Annotated in this window: 19 protein-coding genes, 3 tRNA genes and 1 pseudogene; 18 read left to right on the plus strand and 5 right to left on the minus strand. The window is 67.6% G+C overall.

Annotated elements, in window-relative coordinates; genetic code table 11:
• Positions 1-77 precede the first annotated feature (77 nt).
• Entirely contained in the window at positions 78-2,825 is a 2,748-nt protein-coding gene (locus SF06_RS16365) for a peroxidase family protein (protein WP_027590716.1), read from the plus strand.
• 343 nt (positions 2,826-3,168) lie between these two features.
• Here the strand turns inward: SF06_RS16365 and gspD are convergent, their stop codons facing one another.
• Both gspD and SF06_RS16375 read right to left on the minus strand, forming a co-directional pair.
• A complete protein-coding gene (gene gspD / locus SF06_RS16370; protein WP_234703341.1) occupies positions 3,169-5,022 on the minus strand; it encodes a type II secretion system secretin GspD in 1,854 nt (617 codons plus the stop codon).
• A 72-nt stretch (positions 5,023-5,094) separates the two neighbouring features.
• Positions 5,095-5,760: a type II secretion system protein N gene (locus tag SF06_RS16375; RefSeq protein WP_051587448.1), complete on the minus strand. Its 666-nt coding sequence runs from the start codon at positions 5,758-5,760 to the stop codon at positions 5,095-5,097.
• A gap of 170 nt (positions 5,761-5,930) precedes the next feature.
• Here SF06_RS16375 and gspE point away from each other — a divergent pair, with 170 nt between their 5' ends.
• The 12 genes from gspE (at position 5,931) to SF06_RS16435 (ending at position 13,604) form a co-directional block, all read left to right on the plus strand.
• Positions 5,931-7,415, plus strand: coding sequence for a type II secretion system ATPase GspE (gspE, locus tag SF06_RS16380; RefSeq protein ID WP_027590718.1), 1,485 nt, complete (start codon positions 5,931-5,933; stop codon positions 7,413-7,415).
• Positions 7,416-7,418: 3 nt separating this feature from the next.
• The gene (gene xcpS, locus SF06_RS16385) at positions 7,419-8,630 is read left to right on the plus strand and encodes a GspF family T2SS innner membrane protein variant XcpS (protein ID WP_039562700.1); all 1,212 of its coding nucleotides are present in this window, start codon (positions 7,419-7,421) and stop codon (positions 8,628-8,630) included.
• A gap of 3 nt (positions 8,631-8,633) precedes the next feature.
• Positions 8,634-9,062, plus strand: coding sequence for a type II secretion system major pseudopilin GspG (gspG, locus tag SF06_RS16390; RefSeq protein WP_027590602.1), 429 nt, complete (start codon positions 8,634-8,636; stop codon positions 9,060-9,062).
• Positions 9,062-9,577: a type II secretion system minor pseudopilin GspH gene (gspH, locus tag SF06_RS16395; protein ID WP_027590601.1), complete on the plus strand. Its 516-nt coding sequence runs from the start codon at positions 9,062-9,064 to the stop codon at positions 9,575-9,577. The genes gspG and gspH overlap by 1 nt, the downstream gene beginning before the upstream one ends.
• On the plus strand, positions 9,574-9,951 hold the full coding sequence (gene gspI / locus SF06_RS16400; RefSeq protein WP_039562701.1) for a type II secretion system minor pseudopilin GspI: 378 nt from the start codon (positions 9,574-9,576) through the stop codon (positions 9,949-9,951). The genes gspH and gspI overlap by 4 nt, the downstream gene beginning before the upstream one ends.
• Positions 9,948-10,574 (plus strand): type II secretion system minor pseudopilin GspJ, encoded by a 627-nt coding sequence (gene gspJ, locus SF06_RS16405; protein WP_039562702.1) that lies wholly within the window; start codon positions 9,948-9,950, stop codon positions 10,572-10,574. Before gspI ends, gspJ begins: the two co-directional genes overlap by 4 nt.
• On the plus strand, positions 10,571-11,533 hold the full coding sequence (gspK, locus tag SF06_RS16410; protein WP_027590598.1) for a type II secretion system minor pseudopilin GspK: 963 nt from the start codon (positions 10,571-10,573) through the stop codon (positions 11,531-11,533). The genes gspJ and gspK overlap by 4 nt, the downstream gene beginning before the upstream one ends.
• Positions 11,526-12,632, plus strand: a complete 1,107-nt coding sequence (gene gspL / locus SF06_RS16415; protein WP_039562703.1) for a type II secretion system protein GspL — start codon at positions 11,526-11,528, stop codon at positions 12,630-12,632. The genes gspK and gspL overlap by 8 nt, the downstream gene beginning before the upstream one ends.
• Positions 12,633-13,157 (plus strand): type II secretion system protein M, encoded by a 525-nt coding sequence (locus SF06_RS16420; RefSeq protein WP_039562704.1) that lies wholly within the window; start codon positions 12,633-12,635, stop codon positions 13,155-13,157.
• A 92-nt stretch (positions 13,158-13,249) separates the two neighbouring features.
• A tRNA-Val gene (locus tag SF06_RS16425) sits at positions 13,250-13,325 on the plus strand.
• Between the two features lie 36 nt (positions 13,326-13,361).
• Positions 13,362-13,438 (plus strand) — tRNA-Asp (locus SF06_RS16430).
• Between the two features lie 89 nt (positions 13,439-13,527).
• Positions 13,528-13,604: transfer RNA gene (locus tag SF06_RS16435), tRNA-Asp, on the plus strand.
• 126 nt (positions 13,605-13,730) lie between these two features.
• Here SF06_RS16435 and SF06_RS16440 read toward each other — a convergent pair.
• The gene (locus tag SF06_RS16440) at positions 13,731-14,198 is read right to left on the minus strand and encodes a DUF305 domain-containing protein (protein ID WP_027591487.1); all 468 of its coding nucleotides are present in this window, start codon (positions 14,196-14,198) and stop codon (positions 13,731-13,733) included.
• Between the two features lie 301 nt (positions 14,199-14,499).
• Between SF06_RS16440 and SF06_RS19090 the strand changes: the two are divergent.
• The 3 genes and pseudogenes from SF06_RS19090 to SF06_RS16450 form a co-directional block, all read left to right on the plus strand.
• Positions 14,500-15,186, plus strand: a pseudogene (locus SF06_RS19090) (cache domain-containing protein); the annotation flags it as partial.
• A gap of 129 nt (positions 15,187-15,315) precedes the next feature.
• Positions 15,316-16,041 (plus strand): methyl-accepting chemotaxis protein, encoded by a 726-nt coding sequence (locus SF06_RS19095; RefSeq protein WP_407681069.1) that lies wholly within the window; start codon positions 15,316-15,318, stop codon positions 16,039-16,041.
• A 66-nt stretch (positions 16,042-16,107) separates the two neighbouring features.
• Complete coding sequence (locus SF06_RS16450) at positions 16,108-17,091, plus strand: lipid A deacylase LpxR family protein (RefSeq protein ID WP_027591485.1); 984 nt, start codon at positions 16,108-16,110, stop codon at positions 17,089-17,091.
• Here SF06_RS16450 and SF06_RS16455 read toward each other — a convergent pair.
• Positions 17,079-17,897, minus strand: a complete 819-nt coding sequence (locus SF06_RS16455; protein ID WP_027591484.1) for a hypothetical protein — start codon at positions 17,895-17,897, stop codon at positions 17,079-17,081. The genes SF06_RS16450 and SF06_RS16455 overlap by 13 nt on opposite strands.
• Before the next feature lies 1 nt (position 17,898).
• On the minus strand, positions 17,899-18,801 hold the full coding sequence (locus SF06_RS16460; protein WP_039562706.1) for a LysR family transcriptional regulator: 903 nt from the start codon (positions 18,799-18,801) through the stop codon (positions 17,899-17,901).
• Between the two features lie 155 nt (positions 18,802-18,956).
• On the opposite strand from SF06_RS16460, the gene SF06_RS16465 reads away from it, so the two are divergent.
• Both SF06_RS16465 and SF06_RS16470 read left to right on the plus strand, forming a co-directional pair.
• Entirely contained in the window at positions 18,957-19,784 is an 828-nt protein-coding gene (locus SF06_RS16465) for an HTD2 family dehydratase (protein WP_039562707.1), read from the plus strand.
• A gap of 109 nt (positions 19,785-19,893) precedes the next feature.
• On the plus strand, positions 19,894-21,057 hold the full coding sequence (locus SF06_RS16470; protein WP_027591481.1) for an acyl-CoA dehydrogenase family protein: 1,164 nt from the start codon (positions 19,894-19,896) through the stop codon (positions 21,055-21,057).
• The last annotated feature ends 173 nt before the right edge of the window (positions 21,058-21,230 follow it).

Raw genomic sequence — 21,230 nt, forward strand, 5'->3', positions numbered from 1 at the left:
CAGCCCCTGGCCTCCCTTCCTAAGCTGGTGCCGCCGAACCGCTCGGCACCACACAATAAAAACAAGGGAGATACTGCATGTCCGTCTGGGTAACATGGCCAGCCCTCACCAAGCTGGGAACGCTAGGCATCTTCGCAGGCCTGATCACGCTCGCGATGGAGCGCGAGGCGCTGTTCGAAAACAACCTCATCGACGTAGAAAACTACGAGCGCCACAACGCCGATATCACCTGCGACCCGCGAAGCGAGATCGCACGTACCGAGGACGGCACCTGTAACATCCTGTCCAACCCATCCGAAGGTTCCGTGTACATGCGCTTCAGCCGTAACGTCGGCCTGAGCGCGGCACACGCCGAAACCGACACGCTGCTGACACCCAACCCGCGAGAGGTCAGTAACGTCCTGATGGCGCGCGACGAGTTCAAGCCCGCGCCCAGCCTCAACTTCATCGCCGCTGCATGGATCCAGTTCATGATCCACGACTGGTTCGACCACGGCCCGAACGCCGAAGCCGATCCGATTCAGATTCCGCTGCCGGCCGGCGACCCGCTCGGCTCCGGCACCATGTCGGTACGCCGTACCCAGGCCGACCCTAGCCGCACCCCGGATGAAGCCGCCCTGCCGCAGACCTTCCGTAACCACAACACCCACTGGTGGGACGGTTCGCAACTCTACGGCAGCAGCAAGGAAGCCAGTGACAAGGTCCGTTCCTTCGTGGATGGCAAGCTGAAGATCGATGCCAACAACCGCCTGCCCCGCGAGTTCGTCAGCGGCAAGCCGGTCACCGGCTTCAACGAGAACTGGTGGCTGGGCCTGAGCATGTTGCACCAGCTATTCACCCTGGAGCACAACGCCATCGCCGACCGGCTGAAGGCCCGCTACCCGGACAAGGATGACCAGTGGCTGTACGACAAGGCCCGTCTGATCAACTCCGCGCTGATGGCCAAGATCCACACCGTGGAATGGACGCCGGCGGTGATCGCCAACCCGGTGACCGAGCGCGCCATGTACTCCAACTGGTGGGGCCTGCTGGGCCAGGGCGGCCCGCGTAGCGATTTCCAGGAGGAAGTCCGCAAGCTGCGTGAGGATCTGGCCAAGTCCGACTCCTTCATCACGCGTATCCTGGGCTTTGACCCGAACCTTTCCGACGGCGTGGGCAACAGCGCCATCGACCACGCTCTGACCGGCATCGTGGGCTCGGCCGCCACCAACAACTACGGCGTGCCGTTCAGCCTGTCGGAGGAATTCGTCGCGGTTTACCGCATGCACCCGCTGATGCGCGACAACATCGAGGTGTATGACATCGGTTCGAACCTGGTTTCGCGCACCATTCCGCTGCAGAACGCCATCGACCGCGAGGCTGAGAACCTGCTGGCCGCCGAGCGTCCGGAGCGCCTCTGGTACTCCTTCGGCATCACCAACCCCGGCTCGCTCACCCTCAACAACTACCCGGGTTTCCTGCGCGACCTGTCCCTGCCGCTGGTAGGCAACGTCGACATGGCGACCATCGATGTGCTGCGTGACCGGGAGCGCGGCGTGCCGCGCTACAACGAGTTCCGCCGCCAGATTGGCCTGAATCCGATCACCAAGTTCGAGGACCTGACCAAGGATCCGGAAACCCTGGCCAACCTGAAACGCCTGTACAACAACGATATCGAGCAGATCGATGCATTGGTCGGCCAACTGGCCGAAACCGTGCGCCCGGATGGCTTCGCCTTTGGTGAAACCGCCTTCCAGATCTTCATCTCCGCAGCCTCGCGCCGCCTGATGGCTGACCGCTTCTACACCCAGGACTACCGCCCCGAGGTCTACACCCAGGAAGGTATCGACTGGGTCGAGCACACCACCATGGTGGACGTCCTGAAGCGCCACAATCCCCAGCTCAACAGCAGCCTGGTGGGCGTTGAGAACGCGTTCAAGCCCTGGGGCCTGAACATCCCGGCGGACTACGAGAGCTGGCCGGCGGCCAACAAGATGGAGAACCTCTGGGTCAACGGCGCCCTGCGTACCCAGTACCAGGACGGCGAACTGCCCCCGCTGGTGCCGGTCGATGTCGGCGGCCTGATCGGCTCCATCCTCTGGGACAAGGTGAAGAAAAATAGCGACGTCGCGCCGGTCGGCTACTCCAAACCGATCCACCCGCATGGGGTGATGGCCAAGGTGCGTTTCGTGCCGACTGCCAACAACGGCTATACCGGCCTGTTCGCCAGCGGTTCAGACCATAGCCTGCTGCGCCTCTCCGTTACCGGCGATCCGGCCGATCGCGGCTTCGCGCCGGGCCTGGCCTGGAAAGCCTTCGTGGATGGCCAGCCGTCGAAGAACGTCTCGGCGCTGTACACCCTGTCCGGCCAGGGCGGCAACTACAACTTCTTCGCCAACGAGCTCTCGCAGTTCGTTCAGACCGAGGCGAACGAAACCCTGGGCACCACGATCCTGTTCTCGGCGGTCACCCTGAAGCCGACCCTGCTGCGGGTCGACGACATGGCCAAGGTCAAGCAGGACGGCAGCGCTGTCAGCAGCCCCAAGGCGCCGACGCAGATCTACTTCGTGCCGCGCGCCGAGGTGAAGTCGCGATTCGCCAGCACGCCGCACGATTTCCGCGAGGATCTGCTGAGCATCGAGGAAGGCACCAAGCTGTATGACGTGTACGCCACCTCGATGGAAATCAAGACCTCGATCCTGCCGTCGCTGAATCAGCGCTATGCCAACGAGCGCCGCAGCAGTGCGCGCAAGATCGGCGAAATCGAGCTGACCTCGCCCTTCATCGCCTCGGCCTTCGGCGACACCGGTGTGTTCTTCAAGCACCAGCGTCACGAAGACAAGTAGTAAAGCGGTAGGCAGCACAGGGCCTCCGGCGCGAGCCGGGGGCTTTTTGTTTTGTGGGCGCAAAAGGCTTGAGTGCCGGCGTCAGGCGTGACGGTGTTATGCGGGACGTACCAGCGGTAGCGGGGACGACAGGTAGGGTGGACAACGTTTTTCTTGTCCACCGTCGTGCCGGAACGGCACGCCAGATTGCCCATCACGCGCCGTATCCAGCGCAGCGACATGAAGTGGCTTGCGGAGCGGGGGAACGAACAAGGCCGGCCGGAGGCGGCCCTTGTCGTTTGCCTGGCCCGGTCAGGCCAGCGGTGCGCGGCGGCGGTTCTGACGCCGCCATTGCTTGCGTCTGTTATGGCGCGCGCAGGTCCACCGGCCGATCCCCCGGCCCGTCGAACAACTGGTACTCATTGGGCGGAAGCAGCGCGCTGCGGCTGCCGTTGCTGAGCACGCGGATGTCGCCGTACTTGCGACCTGACAGCGCCGCCAGGCCGGCGGCATCGCGGACCACGCTGGGACGCAGGAACACCATCAGGTTGCGCTTGACATGCGTGTCCTTGGTGGAGCGGAACAGGCGGCCGAGCAGCGGGATGTCGCCGAGCAGCGGCACCTTGGATTCGCTGCGCGTCACGTCGTCCTGGATCAACCCGCCGAGCACCACCACCTGGCCGTCCTCGGCCAGGATGGTGCTCTTGATGGCGCGCTTGTTGGTGATCAGGTCGACCGCCCGCGCGGTCAGGCTGGCGCTGGGTGCGATGGAGGAAATTTCCTGCTCGATCTCCAGGCGCAGGGTGGCGCCTTCGTTGATGTGCGGGGTGACCTTGAGGGTGACGCCGATGTCCTGCCGCTCGATGGTGGTGAACGGATTACCGGCCCCGGAGGCATCGGTGGTGTAGGAACCGGTCTGGAAGGGCACGTTCTGGCCGACGAGGATTTCCGCGCGCTGGTTGTCCAGGGTCAGCAGGCTGGGCGTGGACAGCAGGTTGCTCTTGCTGTTCGACGACAGCGCGGTGATCAGCGCGCCGAAACTGTCGGTGCCCAGGCCGATGATGGCGCCGTCCGGCAGGCTCTCCGGCACGCTTTCATCCTGCAGGCTCTGCAGCAGGGAGCCGACCGACAGGCCGGTATTGGCGAAGTTCACTCCGCCGAGCCCGCCGGTGCTGCCGCGCGCATCGATGGCCCACTGCACGCCCAGGGCGTCGGCGATATCGCCGGACACCTCGACAATCGCCGCCTCCACCAGTACCTGGGCGCGCGGCACGTCGAGCTGGCGCACGACGTCCTCCAGGGTGTTCACGGTTTCCGGTTCGGCCAGCAGGATCAGTGCGTTGAGGCTTTCGTCGGCGCGGATCAGCATGTTGTTTGGCCGGCTGGCGGCGCCACCGCCGCCTTCCGGGCTGGCCATGCCTGCCGCCAGTTCGCCGAGGGTGGCGGCCAGGGTCTTGGCGTCGTTGTGGCGCAGACGAATCACCCGGGTGTTGGCCGAACGCACGCTGGGCGTGTCCAGCGCCCGGGCCATGGTGGCCAGCTTGGCGCGCGCGGCCGGCGGGCCCAGCAGGATCAGGCGGTTGGTTCGCCCGTCGGCGATCACCTGGGTGCCGTTGGCGCCGCCGGCCTGGCCCCGGGCGATGGCGGCGTTGAGGGTTTCCGCCGCGTCCATTACCCAGGCGTGCCGCAGGTTGAGCACGCTGTAGTCCTTCTCGTTCTTCTGGTCCAGCTGGCGGATCAGTTCCTCCAGGCGGGCGATGTTGGCGCGCCGGTCGCTGATGATCAGCGCGTTGCTGCTGGGCACGGCCGCCAGGTGGCCATACTGCGGCACCAGCGGGCGGATCAGCGGCAGCAGCTCGCTGGCAGCGTTGTGCTGCACCTGGATCAGGCGGGTCTCCAACTGGTCGGCCAGCGCCGCCGGCGCGCCGGCCTCGGCCTTGGCGTCGGCGTTGGGCACGATGCGCGCCTGGTCACCCTGGGGGATGACGGTAAAGCCGTGGGTGGACATCACCGAGAGAAACAGCTGGTAGGCCTCCCGGCTCGACAGGCGCGCCTGAGAGACCACGCTCACCTGGCCCTTCACGCGCGGGTCGACGATGAAGGTTTCCCCGGTGATCTCCGCCACCTGGTCGATGAACTCGCGGATGTCGGCATCCTTGAGGTTGATGGTCCAGTATTCGGCGGGCGGGCCATCCGCGACGGCGGCTGTCTGGGCCATGGCGGACAGGGAAAGGAACGAAGCCAGCAGCAGGCCGGCCAGGCGGAGGGCGAGGGGAGAGCGCGGCATCGGTCAGTCGCTTTGCGTGGGGGAGTCGGTAGGAGGCGGAAGCACATCAGCCTCGGCGGTGTTGCCCTGGATGCGCTGGCGCAGGGTGGCCATGCGTTCGCGCAGCTGTCTGAAGCGTTCTTCCTGCAGCATGGCCAGCTGTTCGCTGCTGGCGGCCGGGGCCTCAGCCGCTGCCGAGGCGGGAACGGCTGAGACGCCGCTGCCGGCCATCGCCTGTCGGCGGCGGGGGAAGGGCAGGGTTTCCAGTTTTCCGTTGCGGTCGATTTCCACCCGATCCGGGTAGACCGCATGCAGGCGCACGCCCGGCTCCAGCTGGCTGTTCACCGTCTGGCGCCGGGCCGGGCCGCCATCGCGCTGGATGATGGCGCGCGAGCGCGCCGGGTCCGGATGCACGAAGCTGCCATGCAGGGTCAGGCGCAGGGTGGTGGCGGGCGGCGCCACCGGTGCGGCGCGCGGCGGTAGGCCGAACAGGTTGGCCAGTTGTCGCGGCGCGACGCTGGTGATCGGCGCCTGCGGGCGGGGCAGTGCGACCACCGGCTCGCTGCGCAACAGGTTCAGCCAGGCGCTGCCGCGCCAGGCCAGATGAACGGCGGTGCCCAGCAGCAGGACGATGGCGAGCAGAAGCGGGGCCTGCAGCGACCACCAGTGCGCATTGCCGAATCGGGACAAGAAAGGCTCCCTGCACGTGTTCTTGTTATGGGTCCGTGGGTGGCGAATCGAGCATAGACGGCCGTCGTAGAGCGACAAGCCGAACTTTGGGCGAGTCGAACGGCGGTGCGCGAACGGGCGGCGAAAAATCGTCTAGAACCTATAGGCCATGCCTGTCGAGGGACCGACCGATGACCCAGCCCGCACCTTCGCCGCCGCGCCGGCTGCCGTTCAGTTATGCCCGCCGGCATGGGGTGCTGCTGCTGGAGGATCCGCAGCCCGCTTGCCTGGGGTTCCGTCCCGGTGTCGAGCCGCTCGCCCTGGCCGAGGCCCGGCGCTTCGCCGGTCGCCGCTTGCCGTTGCGCCCGCTGTCTGCCGAGGAATTCGAACGTCTGTTGGCCGGCACCTACCAGCAGGATGCCAACTCCATGCAGCTGGCCGAGGACCTGGGGGACAGCCTGGACCTGGCCGCCCTGGCCGAGCAGGTGCCGGAAACCGAGGACCTGCTGGAGCAGGAGGACGACGCGCCGATCATTCGCCTGATCAACGCCATTCTCGGCCAGGCAATCCGCGAGAACGCCTCGGACATCCACCTGGAAACCTTCGAGAAGCGCCTGGTGGTGCGCTTCCGTGTCGACGGCCTGCTGCGCGAGGTGCTGGAACCGAGACGCGAGCTGGCGGCGCTGCTGGTGTCGCGCATCAAGGTCATGGCGCGCCTGGACATCGCCGAGAAGCGCATCCCCCAGGACGGGCGCATCTCGCTGCGCATCGCCGGGCGCGAGGTGGACATCCGCGTGTCCACCCTGCCGTCGGCCAACGGCGAGCGGGTGGTGCTGCGTCTGCTCGACAAGCAGGCCGGGCGCCTGAGCCTGGCGCACCTGGGCATGAGCGAGCGCGACCGCCTGCGCATGGAGGAGACGGTGCGCAAGCCGCACGGCATCCTGCTGGTCACCGGCCCTACCGGCTCGGGCAAGACCACCACCCTGTACGCCAGCCTGGTCACCCTCAACGACCGCACGCGCAACATCCTCACCGTCGAGGACCCCATCGAATACCACCTGGAAGGCATCGGCCAGACCCAGGTGAATCCCAAGGTGGACATGACCTTCGCGCGCGGCCTGCGCGCCATCCTGCGCCAGGACCCGGATGTGGTGATGGTCGGCGAGATCCGCGACCGGGAAACCGCCGAGATCGCCGTACAGGCCTCGCTCACCGGCCACCTGGTGCTGTCCACGTTGCACACCAACAGCGCCGTGGGGGCGGTCAGCCGCCTGGTGGACATGGGCGTCGAGCCATTCCTGCTGGCCTCGTCGCTGCTCGGCGTGCTGGCCCAGCGCCTGGTGCGCGTGCTCTGCCCGGAATGCAAGGAAGCCATCACTGCCGACGAGTCGGCCTGCGCGCTGCTCGGCCTGGAGGCGCAGCAGGCACCGGTCATCTACCGCGCCTGCGGTTGCGCCGCCTGCAACCAGCAGGGCTATCGCGGGCGTACCGGCATCTACGAGCTGGTGGTGTTCGACGATGTCATGCGCACCCTGGTGCACAACGGCGCCGCCGAGCAGGAGCTGATTCGCCATGCCCGCCGGCTCGGGCCGGGCATTCGCGAGGACGGCCGGCGCAAGGTGCTCGAAGGCGTGACCACGCTGGAAGAGGTCCTGCGGGTGACCCGCGAGGAATAACCGATGGCCGCTTTCGAATACCTGGCCCTCGACACGCGGGGCCGTCAGCGCAAGGGCATCCTGGAAGCCGACAGCAGTCGCCAGGTGCGGCAGATGCTGCGCGAAAGGGAACTGGCGCCACTGGAGGTCAAGGCCGCGCGGGCCCGCGAGGCCAGCGGCAGCGGCTGGCAGCTGGTGCGTGGCCTGTCGGCGCGCGACCTGGCGCTGCTGACCCGCCAGTTGGCCACCCTGGTTCAGGCCGCGTTGCCGATCGAGGAAGCGCTCGGCGCGGCCGCCGCCCAGGCCGGCTCGGCGCGCATCCAGGCCATGCTGCTGGCGGTGCGCGCCCGGGTGCTGGAGGGCCATAGCCTGGCGGAAGGTCTGAAAGCCTTTCCGGCCGCCTTCCCCGAGCTGTATCGCGCCACGGTGGCCGCCGGCGAGCACGCCGGCCATCTCGGGCCGGTGCTCGAGCGTCTGGCCGACTACACCGAGCAGCGTCAGCAGTCGCGACAGAAGATCCAGTTGGCGCTGCTGTATCCGCTGATCCTGCTGATCGCCTCGCTGGCCATCGTGGGTTTCCTGCTGGGTTACGTGGTGCCGGACGTGGTGCGCGTGTTCATCGATTCCGGGCAGACGCTGCCGGCGCTGACCCGTGGGCTGATCGCGGTCAGCGACGCGGTGCGCGCCTGGGGCTGGCTGGCGCTGCCGCTGCTGTGCGGCGCGCTGTTTGCGGCGCGCCGGGCGCTGCGCGACGACGCGCTGCGCCTGCGCTGGCATCGCCTGCTGTTGCGCCTGCCGCTGATCGGCGGGTTGCTGCGCACCGCCGAATGTGCGCGCTTCGCCTCGACCCTGGCGATCCTCACCCGCAGCGGTGTGCCGCTGGTGGAGGCGCTGGACATCGCCGGCCAGGTGATCGGCAACCGGCTGATTCGCGGCGAGGTACGCGAGGCGGCGCGCAAGGTGCGCGAGGGCGGCAGCCTGACCCGCGCCCTGGAGGCCACCCGCCAGTTCCCGCCGATGATGCTGCACATGATCGCAAGCGGCGAACGCTCCGGCGAACTCGATCAGATGCTGGCGCGCACCGCCACCACCCAGGAAAGCGACCTGGCCGCCCGGGTGGCGCTGCTGGTCGGCCTGTTCGAACCCTTCATGCTGGTGTTCATGGGCGCCACGGTGCTGGTCATCGTGCTGGCGATCCTGATGCCGATCCTTTCCCTCAACCAACTGGTGGGCTAATCCATGCAACGACGCACGCAGCACGGCTTCACGCTGATCGAGATCATGGTGGTGGTGGTCATCCTCGGCATCCTCGCCGCCCTGGTGGTGCCGCAGATCATGAGCCGTCCGGACCAGGCCAAGGTCACCGTGGCGAAGAATGACATCAAGGCCATTTCCGCCGCCCTCGACATGTACAAGCTGGACAACTACAGCTACCCGAGCACCCAGCAGGGCCTGGAGGCGCTGGTGCGCAAGCCCTCCGGCAACCCGACGGCGCGCAACTGGAACCCCGACGGCTACCTCAAGCGCCTGCCGGTGGACCCCTGGGGCAATCCGTACCAGTACCTGGCGCCGGGCAGCAAGGGCGCCTTCGATCTCTATTCGCTGGGCGCCGATGGCCGGCAGGACGGCGCCGAGCTGAACGCCGACATCGGCAACTGGGACATCTGATGCGCCCGCAACCTGCCAGCCGGGGCTTCACCCTGGTCGAGCTGCTGGTGGTGCTGGTGCTGATCGGCAGCCTGGTCGGCCTGGCGGTGCTCGGTGGCGGCTTCGCCGGCCCGGCCCGCGAGCTGCGTGGCGAGGCCGAGCGGCTGGCCGGGCTGATCGGCGTGCTGGCCGAGGAAGCGGTGCTGGAGAACCGCGAGTACGGCCTGCGCATCGACGCGGATCAGTGGCAGGTGCTGGCGTACGACGGCGACCGCTGGGCGCCCTGGGAAGACCGGCCCGCGCAGCGGTTGCCGCATGGCGTGCAGGCCAGCCTGGAAATCGAGGGCCGGCCGCTGCGGGTCGCCGGTGCGAAGGGACCGGCGGCTGCCGCCCCGCAGGTGCTGATTCTCTCCAGCGGCGAGATCAGCCCGTTTCGGCTGGAACTGGCCGAGCGGCGCGCCGCTGGCCTGCGCCTGGAGTTGAGCAGCGACGGCTTTCGTCTGCCCCGCGTGCAGACCCTCGGAGCGGGCGGATGAAATCGGCGCGTGGCTTCACCCTGCTGGAGGTGCTGGTCGCCCTGGCGATCTTCGCCCTGGTCGCCGCCAGCATCCTCACTGCCAGCGCGCGCAGCCTGCAGACCGCCGCGCGCCTGGAGGACAAGACCCTGGCGCTGTGGATCGCCGACAACCAGCTGATCGAGCTGCAGCTGGAAGAGCCGCCGCCGGGCGAGGGCAATCGTCAGGGCCGGCTGGACTACGCCGGGCGCCCCTGGCAATGGCAGGCGCGCATCGGTTCGACGGCGCATCCGGCCCTGCGCCGGGTGGAACTGTGGGTCGCCCGGGGCGGCGAAAGCCTTGAACGCGAACAGGCACTGCTGGCGCTGAGCGGATTCCTGGAGGTTGCGCCATGAGGGCTACACGCGGCTTCACCCTGCTGGAGCTGCTGATCGCCATCGCCCTGTTCGCCCTGCTCGGGGTGGGCACCTACCGGCTGCTGGACAGCGTGCTGCGCGTCGACGAGGCAACCCGCCAACAGGAGCAGCGCCTGCGCGAATTGACCCGGGGCATGGCCGCCTTCGAACGCGATCTGCGCCAGGTGCTGGCGCGGCCGGTGCGCGCGCCCTACGGCGACAGCCTGGCCGCGCTGCTCGGCGAGGGACGCGAACGGCAGACGCTGGAGTTCACCCGCACCGGCTGGCGCAACCCCACCGACAGTCCGCGCTCGCGTCTGCAACGGGTGCGCTGGGAAGTCCGCGATGGCTACTGGGAGCGCCGCTACTGGCCAGTGCTCGACCAGGCCCAGGACAGCCAGCCGCAGGTGCAGCAGGTGCTCGACGGCGTGAGCGGCTGGCAGGTGCGCTACCTCGACCAGGACGGCAACTGGCAGGACAGCTGGCCTGGTGGCGTCGACGAGCAGAGCCTTGGCTCGCTGCCGCGCGCCGTGGAGCTGCGCCTGGAGCATCGGCATTACGGCGTGCTGCGCCGGCTGTTCCGGCTGCCCGACACGGATGCGGGCAGCGAGGCGGGCGCATGAACGGGCAGCGCGGCGTGGCCCTGATCACCGTGCTGCTGGTGGTGGCGCTGGTCACCGTGGTGGGTGCCGGGCTGATCGCCCGCCAGCAACTGGCGATTCGCAGCAGCGGCAATCTGCTGGTGCACAACCAGGCCTGGCACTACGCGCTGGGCGGCGAGCTGCTGGCCAAGGCGATCCTGCGCGAGGATCTGCGCCGGGGTGACGCGCGCCAGCCGCTCGACCATCCCGCCGAGCCCTGGGCGCAGCCCCTGAAACCCTTTCCCTTCGATGAAGGCGGCACGCTGCAGCTGCGCCTCGAGGACGCCACCGGGCGCTTCAATCTCAATGCCCTGGCATTGCCGGACAACGCCGGGCTGCAGGCCTTTGCCCAGTTCCAGCGGCTGCTGCGGCTGCTGGATATCGACCCGCCCTATGCCGAGCGCCTGCGCGACTGGCTCGACGAGGATGAGCAGGTCAGCCCCGGCGGCGCCGAGGACAACGACTACCTGCTGCTGCAGCCGGCGTACCGGGCGGCCAACCGGATACTGGCGGAGCCTTCCGAGCTGCGTCTGTTGCTGGACATGGCCGAGGTGGATTACCGGCGCTTGCTGCCCCACGTCACGGCGCTGCCGCTGGATGCCCGGTTGAACCTGAACAGTGCCGGGCCGCTGGTACTGGCCAGCCTGGCCGAGGGGCTGTCGCCGCAGCTGGCCCAGGGATTGATCGTTGCCCGCGAGGGGCAGGGCTTCGCCAGCGTGGAAAGTTTCATCGCCCAACTGGGCGCCGCCGGACAGACCGTGACAGGCCAGCCGCTGGCGGTGGGCAGCCGGTATTTCCGGGTGATCGGCGAGGTGGAATTGGCCGGGCGCCGCCAGGTGCTGGTCAGCCTGTTGCGGCGCGATGCCGATGGCGGCCTGACGGTGCTGTCGCGCGATCTGGGCCAGGCGGGAATGCACAAGGAGCGGGACGACGATGCTTGAAACCTGGCTGTTCCTGCCGCCGGAGGCGGCACAGGGCGTGGATGCCGATCTGGCCGTGCGCAGGGTCTCCGGCGACGGGGAGGGCGCCGTGGCGTTCGCCACGGCACTGGCCGAGCTGGCGGAGCCCTGGTGCCTGGTGCTGCCGGCCGAGGTGGTGACGGTCTGCGCGGTGAACCTGCCCACGCTGAAGCCGCGCTGGTTGCGCAAGGCCTTGCCGTTCGCCGTCGAGGAGTGGCTGGCCGAGGAGGTGGAAGCCTTCCATCTGGCGGTGGGGGAGCGCCTGGGCGATGGGCGCCATCGGGTCTTCGCGCTGCGCCGTGACTGGCTGCGTGACTGGTTGCAGGCCTGCGCCGCGCATCCGCCCCGGGAAATCCGTGTCGATGCCGATCTGCTGCCCGTGGACGGTCCGCAGCTGTGCCGGCTCGGCGACCGTTGGCTGCTGGGCGGCGACCTGCCGGTCCGGCTGGCCGTGGAGGATGCGGACCTGCCGGTGCTGCAGACGCTGCTGCCTGATCCGCTACCGACGAGCAGTGCGCCCCCGGCGGGCGAGGCCAGTCCGCATCGCTGGCTGACCCGCTGCGCCGCCGGCTGCAACCTGGCCCAAGGCGAGTTCGCGGTGCGCGAGCCGGCGGGTGACTGGCGGCGCTGGCGCCTGCCAGCTGCCGCGCTGGGCCTGTGTCTGCTGCTGCAGTGGGGCTTCGGGCTGGCACAGGCCTGGCAGCTGCGCCACGCCGGCCAGCTGCAGGCGCAGGCCAGCGAGCAGCTGTATCGCGAGCTGTTCCCGGAGGATCGCAAGCTGATCAATCTGCGCCAGCAGTTCGACCAGCATCTGGCCGACGGCCAGGGCGACCGCGAGGGGCTGCTCGCCCTGCTGGGGCGCGCGGGTCCGGTGCTGGCCGCCGAGGGCCGGCAGGTGAGCGTGCAGCAATTGGACTTCAGCCTGACCCGCGGCGATCTGGCGCTGCAGGTGCAGGCGCCCGGGTTCGAAGCGCTGGATCGCCTGCGCCAGCGGCTGGTAGAGGCCGGGCTGGTGGTCAAACTCGGTTCGGCGAACCGCGAGGACGCCGGCGTGAGTGCACGATTGGTGATCGGAGGCTAGATGCACGCATTGAAACTCAAGCTGCAGGCGCAGCTGGCGCTGCTTGATGCTTCACCGTTGTTGCAGCGCTGGCGTCAGTTGGCGGGGCGCGAGCGGCTGGCGTTGTCGATCCTGGGGTTGGTACTGCTGGCGTTGCTGGTTTATGGCGCACTCTGGGTCCCGGTCGAGCGCAGTCGCGCCGAGGCGCTGGTCGGGTTCCAGCAGCAGCGGGAACTGCAGGCCTACCTGCGGGCGCGGGCGCCGGAGGCCCGCGCGCTGAGTGGGCGCGCAGCAGCGCGGCCGGCCCCGGCCGATCTGCAACGCCTGGTGACCGCCGCCGCCGAGCAGCAGGGGCTGGCCATCGAACGGCTGGATGCCGAAGGGGAGGGTGGGGTACAGGTCAGCCTGCAGCCGGCGCCGTTCGCCACGCTGCTCGCCTGGTTCGAGGTGCTGCAGCGGCAGGGCATCCGCATCGAGGAAGCGGGACTGGAGCGGCATGGTGAAGGGGCCGTGGTGGCCCGCCTGGGTCTGCGGCCGGTTCCGTGAAAAGCCGGTAAGCCATTCATTTTTAAAAATTTCTTTGGCAACTGTTGACTTGATCGGGGCCCCTGCGTAAAGTGCGCGCCTCGCAAGGCGATGGCTGATTAGCTCAGCTGGGAGAGCACCTGCATCACACGCAGGGGGTCGGCGGTTCGATCCCGTCATCAGCCACCATATCCTTGTGAATTCGGACGCAAGTCCGGCCGACGCGCAGTGGTAGTTCAGTCGGTTAGAATACCGGCCTGTCACGCCGGGGGTCGCGGGTTCGAGTCCCGTCCACTGCGCCATTATTCCTCCAGTCCCGCTGTCCGGGGCTGAGATCGAAGCGAAGCCTTCGATCAGAAACCGAGTTATCGGACGCAAGTCCAGCCGACACGCAGTGGTAGTTCAGTCGGTTAGAATACCGGCCTGTCACGCCGGGGGTCGCGGGTTCGAGTCCCGTCCACTGCGCCATACCTGATCACCTTCCTCATCGAAGGTGGAACAAGAGAAGCTGCCAAGGGCAGCTTTTTTTGTGCCTGCAGAAAATCACTGGCGGTACCTACCTGCCTGGCTGCCAGTGGCCTGGGCTCGAAGACCTTATTCGCCCTCCCGGTCCTTTTTCTCAAGGTCGCTGATGAGATATTCCATCTCGGCGATTTCACGGCGCTGGGCGCGGATGATCTCGTCGGCCAGTTCGCGTACCCGTGGATCGCTGATCCGCGCCCGCTCGCTGGTCATGATGGCGATGGAGTGGTGGGGGATCATCGCCCGCATGTAGTCCTGGTCGTCTATTGTCGCCTGGCTGCGCACCAGCCAGAGGGCGAGTGCGAAGACCAGCAGGCTGCTTGCGTAGATCGCCAGGTTGAGCGCCCTGTTGGCATACATGTTCAGCATGAAGCTGAGCATGATCATCGCCATGCTCGCGCCCATCAGGAGCGCCATCCAAAGCCGTGTTTCGCTCCAGCGGACATGCGCGAAGGCGTAGGTGTTGAGATACATCAGGCCGAACATGACCAGCGTCGAGGTGGCGATCATGGCGGCAAAGCGCCAATAGGACATCTGCATGGACTGGATCCCCTGTTCAGGTGTGGGTGTCGGGGCACCGAAACCTTCCAGCCGGCGGACCCACCGGTCCTGCGTTGAGTTCAGGCAAGCCGGCTGGACGGGTGTTGTTCGCTGTCCGTGCCCGTTTGTCGCAGTGGCGTAATCCTGGCCTGCTGCTTGCTGCACCCAGACTCCATGTCAAAACGGTGACGTATTACCAGGGTGGTGTCCGATGTTCCAACTGCGCAATCTGATGATCAGCCGTCGCTTGTTGCTGATCCTGCTGGCCTCTGTGCTGATGCTGCTGGTGTTGGCGGCGATGATGCTGCAGCGCAGCTATCGGAACCTCCATGACGGCAAGATCGAGCAACTGAGCTGGGTGGTGCAGACCGCTGCCGGCGTTCTTCAGCAGGCCCACCAGCGGGAGCGCGCCGGGGAGCTGACCCGCGAGCAGGCCCAGCAGCAGGCCCTGGCCCTGCTGGCGACGCTGCGCTATGCCGAGGGCGAGTACTTCTTCGTCACTACCCTGGACAGCCTGATGCTGATGCACCTGGATCCGAAGCTGGTCGGCCAGAACCTCAGCCAGCTCAAGGACAGTACGGGTGTTGCCTTCGTGGCTGAAATGACACGCACGGCGCGTGAGCAGGGTTCGGGGACGGTTCCCTACCTGTGGCCGAAACGGCCCGGCACGCCGCCGGTGGAGAAAGTCACCTACGTGGCGCAGTTCGAACCCTGGGGCTGGATGCTCGCCACCGGGGTGTACATCGATGACGTGAAGGCCCAGTTCCGCCAGGAGCTGGCCCAGGCCTCGCTGCTGGGACTGTTCATGGCTGGGCTGCTGGCCGGCATCATTGCCCTGATTGCCCGCAGCATTTCGCGACCGCTGGGCGATACCGTGCGGGCCATGGCCGACATCGCCAGTGGCGAGGCCGACCTGACCCGCCAGCTGAAGACCGACGGCCGCGATGAGCTGAGCGAGCTGGCCGGGCATTTCAACAGCTTCACCGGCAGCCTGCGCCAGGTGATCGGCGAAACCCTGGAATCGGCACGCATCCTCAGCCGCTCGGCCCAGGGCCTGGGCCAGCAGGCGCGTCTGTTCAGCGAGCAGAGCGCGCGCCAGTCCCAGCAGGTGGAGCAGGTGGCCACGGCCATCCATGAAGTGGCCTACAGCGTGCAGGACGTGGCGAAGAACGCCGAGCACACCGCCGTCGATGTACGCAGCGCTGAGGAGCGGGCCGGGCAGGGACTGCAGGGCATCGACAATGCGCTGGCGCAGATCGGCCAACTGTCCGCCAGCATTGAGCAGGCGGTGGACGTGATCCGTGCGCTGGCTGATGAAACCACCCGGATCGGTGGTGTGCTGGAAGTCATTCGCGCGGTGGCCGAGCAGACCAACCTGCTGGCGCTGAATGCCGCCATCGAGGCGGCGCGGGCGGGCGAACAGGGGCGCGGCTTCGCGGTGGTGGCCGACGAGGTCCGCCTGCTGGCGCAGCGCACCCAGCAGTCCACGGCGGAAATCCAGGCGATGATCGAGCAGCTGCAGACCCATTCGGCGGCGGCCGTAAAGGTCATCCAGGACAGCAGCCGGCAATCCGAACAGACCGTCGAGCAGGCCAGCCAGGCCGGCGCCAACCTGCGCCAGATCGTCGAATCGCTGCGCAGCATCAGCGGCCTGGCGGCCTCGATCGCCAGTGCCACCCTGGAGCAATCCCACGTGGTCGACGAGATCAACGGCAACGTGACGCAGACCGCCAGCCTGGCCCAGGACAATGCCGGCGAGGCGGAAAAGGCCGCCGGCACCAGTCAGGCGCTCAACCAGTTGGCCGAGCGTCTGGACGCGTTGCTGAGCCGTTTCCGGGTGTAGGCATCGCGAGGAACGTTGCGAACCGGTGGCTCTCTAACGAACGTTGGAGACTGCCGGGGCGACGACATGGTGTGTTGGAAATCGCTGCGACTGGGCCTGCTGCTGATTGCCGGCCTGCCGGTGCCGCTGCTGGCCGATTCGCTGTCCATCAAGGTCGAGAATGACCTGCTGTCCTACGAGGACGACGACGGCCACTACAGCGGCGGACTGGAGCTGTTCTGGTCCTTCGAACCCGACAACGGGCACTGGGCGCGCGGCCTGGCCGAGGCCCTGCCGGGCTGGGCGGGCGACGAGGTGCAGACCCTCGCCTACCGGTTCGGCATGCAGGGCTATACCCCCGAGGACCTGCGCAGTCGCGAGCTGATCGAGGACGACCGGCCTTACGCGGGTTTGCTGTTCCTCGGCGTATCGATGTACGCGGAGCGTGACGAGACGAACCAGCGCGTGAGCCGCGAACTGCACCTGGACACCGGCCTGGTGGGGCCGGGCACCGGGGTTGGCAAGGTGCAGCACTGGATCCACAAGCACATCAACGCCACCGAGCCGCGCGGCTGGAAGCACCAGCTGCGTAACGAACCCTTCCTCAATGTGGCCTACGGGCAGCAGTGGTGGCGCCAGGGCCAGCTGTTCGGTCTGGAACTCGAATACGCGCCTACCGCCGGCCTGGCGCTGGGCAATCTCTACACCTATGCCTCGGCCGGCGGGGTGTTGCGCTTCGGCCGGCACCTGGAGCGCAGCCAGGGCATTCCCTCGGTGACCCCGGCGCAGAGCGGCAGCCAGTACTTCACGCCGCTTGGACACTTCGCCTGGTACGGTTTCCTGGGGCTGGAAGGTCGCTACATGGCCTACAACCTGCTGCTCGACGGCAACACCTTCAAGTCCAGCCACTCGGTGGATCGCGAGGAATGGGTCGGCGATGCCCTGGCCGGCCTGGCACTCACCTGGAGCCGCTGGCAGCTGACCTTCGTCAGTGTCTGGCGCACCCACGAGTTCCGTGGCCAGCAGGGGCATGACCAGTTCGGCTCGGTGACCCTGTCCTACGGTTTCTGAGCCGGCGCGCAGACCAGCGGCCGTTGCCGGAAGCCGGCCCAGGCCGTTTCCCAGCCCTCGCTGTGCGTCGCATCCACCGTCCGGATCTCCAGGCAGTCGGCCGTCCCGAGGCTGTCGGCGTACTGATAGGCCAGCGGGGGCGGCACCACCTTGTCGCGCTGTCCGGTCAGGTGCCGCTGGGGAATCTGGCGCAGGCGCTCGCGATAGGCCAGCGGCTCCAGCGAACCGGTCAGCGGCGTGAGGCGGTGATGGGCGATCCAGGCACTGGGGTGCAGGTTGCCGGCCAGGGTCTGCACGGCAACCACGTCGTTGCGCTCGGCCGCCAGGAGCAGGGCAAGGGCGCCGCCACCGGAATACCCCACCAGCTCCAGGCGGCGCACGCCGTAGCGCTGCTTCAACTGGTCGAGGGCCGCATGCAGGCTGTTGAGTACCGGGCGGCTGAAGCGCTGGTCGGTCCATAGCAGCGGCTTGCAGTCCGGGTGCTCGACAAACTGGCAGGGCCGCGCCAGGTATACCGCACCCAGCGGGTCGAGGGTGGCCAGGCGGGCCACCAGCAGGTCGCGGGGCGTGGGGTCCAGGCTGGGCTGGGTGGGCGTGGCCCAGGCATAGCCGTCACCCTCCAGGTACACGCGCAGGCTGTGGCCCTCGACGCGGCGCGGCAGCACCGCCTGCAGCGGGAAGGGGGTGGTGGCCAGCACGCGGACCTCCCGGCTGGTCAGTTGTGCTTCCTCGCTCAGCTGTTTCAGGGGCGCCCCGCAGCCGCCGAGCAGTACCGCGAGCACGAGCAGGAACGCGCCGCGGCGCATATCAGGTCTCCTGGGTGACCGGACGGCCGGTGAGCCGCTCGATCAGCGCCAGCAGGATGCCGGGCAGGGCGTTCAGGTCGCGGGCCAGGATGCGTCGTTCGCGCACCGCCCAGGGCTCGTCGAGCTGCACCGTGGCCAGGCGCATGGTGCGGCTGTGCCGCTGGGCGGCGGACTCGGGAATGATGCCGATGCCCACGCCGGCCTCGATCATCCGGCAGCTGGCTTCGAAGCTGGAGACCTGGATGCGCAGCGACAGCTTCTGGCCGAGTTTTTCCACCTCGTCGCGCAGGAAGGTCAGCAGCGTGCTGCCTTCGTGCAGGCTGATATGCGGGTAGGCCAGAGTCTGCGAGAGGGTCACGGACTTCTCGCCGGCCAGGGGATGGCCCTCGGGTACGGCCAGCACCAGGCGATCGGTGCTGAAGTGGATGGCCTGCAGGCCGCTGACCTCCAGCGGGCCGGCGATGATGCCCAGGTCGGTGGTGCCGTCCAGCACGCCGCGCACGATGTCGCGGCTCTGGCGCTCCTGCAGGTCCACGGTCACGCCCGGGCGCTCGACCAGGAAACCGGCCAGCACTTCGGGCAGGAACTCGGTGACCGCCGTGGTGTTGGCGAAGATGCGGATGTGCCCGGCGTTATCGGCGCCGTAGGTGGTGAACTCGCTTTTCAGGTAGTCCACCTGGCGCATGATGAGCCGCGCATGCTGCAGCAGCTTGTGGCCGGCGGGGGTCAGCTCCACACCGCGGCTGTCGCGGTACAGCAGGCGGCTGTCCAGCTGGCCCTCCAGCGCCTTGATGCGGGCGCTGGCGGCAGCCGGTGACAGGTGCGCGCGGCGCGCGCCCTGGGTCAGGCTCGGCGATTCGGCAATGTGGATGAACAGGCGCAGGTCGGCCAGATCGAAGTGCATGGATGTCCTCCGGACAACAGCGGTAAGTGGGACCGTCTCTCGGAAAAGGCGTTCAGAATATCCGAATGCCGGTGGTTGTAAATCCGGATTCACGAAACGCGAGGCGCCGATGCATCCTGCGGTCACAACCACAAGACACACGCGGGATGCCCGTAATGACCGACGCCGCCCTGACTGCCTGGATCGGACGCACCGAAGAAGCCCAGGACCAGCTGAGCCATAACCTCCTCAAGCGCATCGCCGCCACCCTGGGCGAGCAGACCCCTGCCAACGGCCAGCCGCTGCCGCCGCTGTGGCAGTGGTGTTTCTTCCAGGACCCGGTGTTCGAGACTGGCCTGGGCGCCGATGGCCATCCGGCGCGTGGCGGCTTCCTGCCGCCGGCCGACAACCGCAACCGCATGTGGGCGGGCGGCCGCGTGGAGTTCTTCGAGCCGCTGCAGGCCGGCGCGAACGCCGAGAAGGTTTCCACCATCAAGCACATCGAGGAAAAGCATGGCCGCACCGGCTCGCTGCTGTTCGTCACCGTGCAGCACGACTACCTGCAGGACGGCAGCCTGGCGATCCGCGAGGAACAGGACATCGTCTACCGCGAGCCGACCCCGCCGAAGCTCGGCGGCGGCGAAGAGCTGCCCACCGGCGACTGGCACGAGTCCATCACGCCCAGCTCGACCCTGCTGTTCCGCTATTCCGCCGTGACCTTCAACGGCCACCGCATCCATTACGACTTCCCCTATGTGACCGAGACCGAAGGCTACCCGGGTCTGGTGGTGCACGGTCCGCTGATCGCCACCCTGAACCTGCGCGCCTTCTGCCGCGCCCACCCGCAGGCCCGCCTGCGCCGCTTCGCCTATCGCGGCGTGCGTCCGCTGATCGCGCCGCAACCGTTCGAGGTGGGCGGCCGCATCGTCGCGCCCGGCAAGGCCGAGCTGTGGGCCGGTAACGCCGACGGCATCGCCCAGAAGGCCGAAGTGGAATTCGAATAAAAGCGGCCAACACCGCGCTATCCGGAGGGTGGTCAAGGTACAGCCTTGGCCACCGAGTGGCGGCCCGAGCAACAGCCGTCGGTAACAAGAAGAACATCGAGGAACCGCAATGAACCCGTACCTGAATGACGAATACAACGCCATCCGTGAAGGCGTGCGCGCCCTGTGCGCCGAGTTCCCCGCCGAATACTGGCGCAAGATCGACGAGGAAAAGGGCTTCCCGGAAGCATTCGTCACCGCGATGACCGAAGCCGGCTGGCTGTCGGCGATGATCCCGGAAGAGTACGGCGGCTCGGGCCTGGGCCTGGCTGAAGCCTCCATCATCCTGGAGGAGGTCAACCGCTGCGGCGGCAACTCCGGCACCATCCATGGCCAGATGTACAACATGTTCACCCTCCTGCGTAACGGCAGCGAGGAGCAGAAGCGCTACTACCTGCCCAAGCTGGCCAGCGGCGAGCTGCGCCTGCAGTCCATGGGCGTGACTGAGCCGACCACCGGCACCGACACCACGAAGATCAAGACCACCGCGGTGCGCCAGGGCGACAAGTACGTCATCAACGGCCAGAAGGTGTGGATCTCGCGCATCCAGCACTCCGACCTGATGATCCTGCTGGCGCGCACCACGCCGCTGGCCGAGGTGAAGAAGAAGGCCGACGGCATGTCGATCTTCCTGGTCGACCTGCGCGAAGCCATCGGCAACGGCCTGACCGTGCAGCCGATCGCCAACATGGTCAACCACGAGACCAACGAGCTGTTCTTCGACAACCTGGAAATCCCCGCCAGCAGCCTGATCGGCGAAGAGGGCAAGGGCTTCCGCTACATCCTCGACGGCCTGAACGCCGAGCGCACCCTGATCGCCGCCGAGTGCATCGGCGACGGCCGCTGGTTCACCGAGAAGTCGGCCCAGTACGCCCGCGACCGCGTGGTGTTCGGTCGCCCGATCGGCCAGAACCAGGGTGTTCAGTTCCCGATCGCCGAGGCGCACATCGAGCTGGAAGCGGCCGACCTGATGCGCTGGCGTGCCTGCGAAGAGTATGACGCCGGCCGTAACGCCGGGGCCGCCGCCAACATGGCCAAGTACCTGGCCGCCAAGGCGTCCTGGGAAGCGGCCAACGCCTGCCTGCAGACCCACGGCGGTTTCGGCTTCGCCAACGAGTACGACGTCGAGCGCAAGTTCCGCGAGACCCGTCTGTACCAGGTAGCGCCGATCTCCACCAACCTGATTCTTTCCTACGTCGCGGAACACCTGCTGGAGCTGCCGCGCTCGTTCTGATGAACCCGTAGGGTGGAAAACGGCGCAGCCTTTTCCACCAGACGGAGCAGTGGGCGGGCATCGGTGGAAAAGACCCGGCGGTCGTTCTCCACCCTACGAATGACCGTAGGGTGGTCAACGCAACCCGTTGGCCACCACCGCGCCGGAACGGTGCGTTATGAAGACGGAGAGAC

Origin of the sequence: Pseudomonas flexibilis (assembly GCF_000802425.1) — a bacterium.
Classification (GTDB): domain Bacteria; phylum Pseudomonadota; class Gammaproteobacteria; order Pseudomonadales; family Pseudomonadaceae; genus Serpens; species Serpens flexibilis.